General features: G+C 44.3%; 6 protein-coding genes. All 6 read left to right on the top strand.

Annotation, left to right across the window (positions count from 1 at the left end; genetic code table 11):
- The coding region (locus MHN01_RS19410) for a cyclic pyranopterin monophosphate synthase MoaC (protein WP_304622876.1) at nt 1–131 on the top strand (131 nt) is incomplete at its 5' end.
- Nucleotides 128–373: a molybdopterin synthase sulfur carrier subunit gene (gene moaD, locus MHN01_RS19405; RefSeq protein ID WP_239412858.1), complete on the top strand. Its 246-nt coding sequence runs from the start codon at nt 128–130 to the stop codon at nt 371–373. The genes MHN01_RS19410 and moaD, both read left to right, overlap by 4 nt.
- 2 nt (nt 374–375) lie before the next feature.
- Nucleotides 376–828 (top strand): molybdopterin synthase catalytic subunit MoaE, encoded by a 453-nt coding sequence (moaE, locus tag MHN01_RS19400; RefSeq protein ID WP_239412857.1) that lies wholly within the window; start codon nt 376–378, stop codon nt 826–828.
- A gap of 364 nt (nt 829–1,192) precedes the next feature.
- Nucleotides 1,193–1,729 (top strand): hypothetical protein, encoded by a 537-nt coding sequence (locus MHN01_RS19395; RefSeq protein WP_239412856.1) that lies wholly within the window; start codon nt 1,193–1,195, stop codon nt 1,727–1,729.
- A gap of 440 nt (nt 1,730–2,169) precedes the next feature.
- Complete coding sequence (locus MHN01_RS19390) at nt 2,170–3,252, top strand: porin (protein WP_239412855.1); 1,083 nt, start codon at nt 2,170–2,172, stop codon at nt 3,250–3,252.
- Nucleotides 3,253–3,496: 244 nt separating this feature from the next.
- Nucleotides 3,497–3,882, top strand: a 386-nt coding sequence (locus tag MHN01_RS19385; protein WP_239412854.1) for a response regulator, incomplete at its 3' end; no start/stop codon positions are given.

Raw genomic sequence — 3,882 nt, 5'->3', positions numbered from 1 at the left:
CCGCTGCTTCTGTTGCTGCCCTGACGATTTATGATATGTGCAAGGCTGTGCAAAAAGATATGGTTATCGGTCAGGTCCGATTGCTTGAAAAAACTGGTGGTAAGTCAGGACATTTTAAGGTGGAAGCATGATTAATGTACTTTTCTTTGCTCAGGTTAAAGAGCTGGTAGGCGTTGATCGCCTTGAAATGGATGCCGGGTTTGCAACGGCTGAGGAGCTGCGTACTCATCTGTGCGAGCGTGGTGACAAGTGGCAACTGGCATTGGAATCCGGCAAGTTGCTGGTCGCTGTCAATCAGACTATCTGCCCGTTAGACACAATTATTAAAGATGGGGATGAGATTGCCTTTTTCCCGCCTGTGACCGGGGGCTAATTATGATCTCTGTTCAGTTTGAAGATTTTTCGGTTGCTGATGAGTATGCCAAGCTTGCCGAAGGCACTGATGCCGGTGCTGTGGTGACCTTTATCGGTAAGGTACGAGATTTTAATCAGGGCGATAGTGTCACTGGCTTGTCTCTGGAGCACTATCCGGGGATGACGGAAAAATCGTTGGAAGAGATCGTCGATCAAGCCCGTGAGCGTTGGCCATTGCTGCAAACTCGGGTTATTCATCGGGTCGGTGATTTGGATCTGGGTGATCAGATTGTCTTTGTCGGCGTGTCGAGTGCCCACCGTGGCGCGGCTTTTCAGGCGTGTGAGTTTATCATGGACTACCTGAAAACACGTGCTCCGTTCTGGAAAAAAGAGCAGACACCCGAAGAGTCACGCTGGGTTGATGCTCGTGAGACCGATACCTCTGCTGCTGATCGTTGGGTAACAGATCAGTAAAGCCATACGGGTACTTGGTTTTCTTGCTCAGGGCAGAACTCAGGTTCTGCCCTGTTTGTATCGGGTGGTTGTGCCTCCCTTCTTTCTTCTGTTGCATAACTCTTCATTTTGTTATCCTGCCTGGATTGAATAACTACCACCTCTAGCTATTTTGGTCGTTTGGCCGCTATTGTATGGTTGTTTCTTGAGCTGTCGCCGGCTGGTAGCTTTGTTGTCGTGAATAATCTTTCTCTAATATTCTTATGTTCTTTCATCCCCTCCTGTGCTAATTTCAAATTAACGGAATAATTAACCTTTCTAAGTGAATGGTTATGGTTTTACGCTGTTGCTCGGTGCAGCAGTTTGGCAATAGGGGGACGTAGTTATGATCAGGAGCGATCGATTACTCTATGAATTAGCACCAGATGGTTTTGGTAGTCGGCATTGTGAACCTTGGGAGCAATGGCGCGAAAGAGTACATGGTGTATTACCCCAGTTTCCAGAAGAAGTGCTTGAGCAGTGGGTATATCGTCATTGGAAAGGCGTGCTTTGTAATTGGGGCTGGTTAGATTTTCAGGCCATGAGCTTTACAAAGGAGCGATGGAGTACCGATGACATTATTAACCAAATTAAAACACCGCACGATGATGTGGTTAGTAAGTTCTCGAGTCGAATGAATAATCCGTTGTTTCAGCGTAGCTGGCTTGTTCAGAATATGCAGGACAATGGGACCTGGCCTGTTGCCCCCATTGTACTGCAGTACGAAAGAGACCTATATGCGACAAACGGACGGGTATTAAAGGCACCATTTAATTTGCTTGAGGGCCATCATCGTCTCGGATATTTAAAGTCAATCGCAGAAAATGGTGGGTATTTACAAGATCATCATAATATATGGTTGGTGCGTATTGCGCTTCATTAGCAAATAAACTATTCGTAATTAGAATATAGTGGCGTCCAATTATGGGACGCCATTTTTTGTTTGGCGTTAACTGTCGTTTTCTCTTTATTATTAATCAATTCACTTTGTCCTAAAATTGACTCAGATTTAGATCTTTTTATTTATTGAGTGAAATTATTTTATATTTATTTTTCTCTTTTGTTTATGTCCTATTCCATTTGGTTATCGATATAAAGTTCCATTTCTTTCAAGTATTGTGAGTTAAATTTCAATATTTGGCCTTGTTTTATAAATTTTCTGAATAATCATTCTCTGTATTGGCATGGTATGATGAATCATGGTGCTGCTTGTGTGGCTATTTATGGTGTTTTGTGGTGTTGCGGTGTTTTTTTGTTGTTGATATGTTTCTTTTCGACTCAGGAAGGGTTGAAAAACACAACAAAATATTACAGGAAAGTATAATGAAAAAAACACTATTAGCAGTAGCAATTCCCGCCGTAATTTTTAGCAACGCTGTCAGTGCTGTTGAACTTCTTAAAACCGATGAAGCAATGGTCGACTTCTATGGTCAGCTTCGAACTGAAGTGAAAAAGCTTGAAGATAAAGATGTAACGTTGAATGCGGGTTCTTCTCGTACTGGCGTAAAAGCCGAGTATGCTATTACCGATACAGTGGATGTGTTCGGTAAAGTTGAGTTTGGTTTGAACTATGACGCAGACGGTTCTGACTACACTATGAAAAACCGCCTTCACATTGCTGGTGTTGGTACGGATTTCGGCAAATTTTCTTTCGGTCGCCAGTGGGTCGTTGCGGATGAGATCTACGGTGCCGATTACTCGTATTTCTTCGGTGGTACCGCCCTTCGTTATTCAACTCTTTCTGGTGCCCGCCATGATTCTTTGATCAAGTACACCTATGAAGGCGAAAAGTTCCTGCTTGCAGGTAACTATGGCCTGGACGAAGATGACTCAAACCAAGAACTAGCCGAGTTGTTCTTGTCTTCAAGCGTTGGTGATTTCAATTTCCACATTGGTGGTGGTGTCAACCGTGATAAAGACTTCGTAGTTAGTACTGATACAGTGACGCCAAACTCAAGCGTTCCAGAGTTTACAAAAGAAGTAAAAACGACGGCTGATATCGAAAATACTTATTTTGAAGGTACGGTTGAATACACATTTGGTCCTGCTCTGATTGGTTTTACTTACTATAATGCAGAACTTGAAAATAAAGCGACAGGTGCGACTATCGATGAGAATGCGTACAGTCTAGCAGGTACCTATAGCTGGGCCGATAATGCGACAGCTTATGCTGGTTACGAGTACACTGAACAGGATTCAAAAGTACTAGATACAGATGGTGACGGCACACTAATCTATGTGGGTACTGATTATCACTTTAATAGCTGGTCACGTATCTATGTAGAATATGGCTACGCTGATGGTGATACGTTGGGTTACACCAATAAAGGTAGTGATAGCTTCGTGGGCGTAAAATCCGCTGATGGCGAAAGTTCATTTGCATTAGGTGCCCGCGTTTACTGGTAACTAGTACATTCATTGTCTTATTTCTTTTGCCCGGCTCGATAGAGCCGGGCTTTTTTGTTTGCCTAGCAAAGCTGGCAACCCCTCACCTTACTTTTTATTGTCTTTATGAATATATGGGAAGTGGCTCTGACTGTTTCTTGTGATAAGGGATGTTATGAATGCTGGGATTTCATTTTTCGCTCTTGCCTGTCAGGGCGGATGGATGTAGGTTATGCCTCTTTTGGCTGTGGCCGGGTGGTGCTAGATGATCAAAGTCGTACTGGTAGATGATCACATTATTGTACGTTCTGGGTTTGCCCAATTGCTGTCGTTGGAAACCGATATAGAGGTTGTCCGGGAATTTGGCTCTGCTCAGGAAGCAAGGGGGGGCATTCCGGGCAGCCAGGCAACGGTTTGTATTCTGGATATCTCGATGCCGGATGAGAGCGGCTTGTCTCTGCTGGCCGATTTGCCGGAAGGAATAGCCTGCATCATGCTGAGTGTTCACGACTCAGTAGCGATTGTTGAAAAAGCACTGGAAGCAGGGGCCAGGGGTTATTTGAGCAAGCGTTGTAGCCCGGATGAATTAATTCAGGCGGTACGTACGGCGGCAACCGGCGGCTGTTATCTGACACCGGACATTGCACTGAA

It is taken from the genome of Photobacterium sp. OFAV2-7, from assembly GCF_022347985.1.
Lineage (GTDB): Bacteria > Pseudomonadota > Gammaproteobacteria > Enterobacterales > Vibrionaceae > Photobacterium.
The sequence above is the reverse complement of the archived record's forward strand: the minus strand, read 5'-3'. Positions and strand labels throughout refer to the sequence as shown.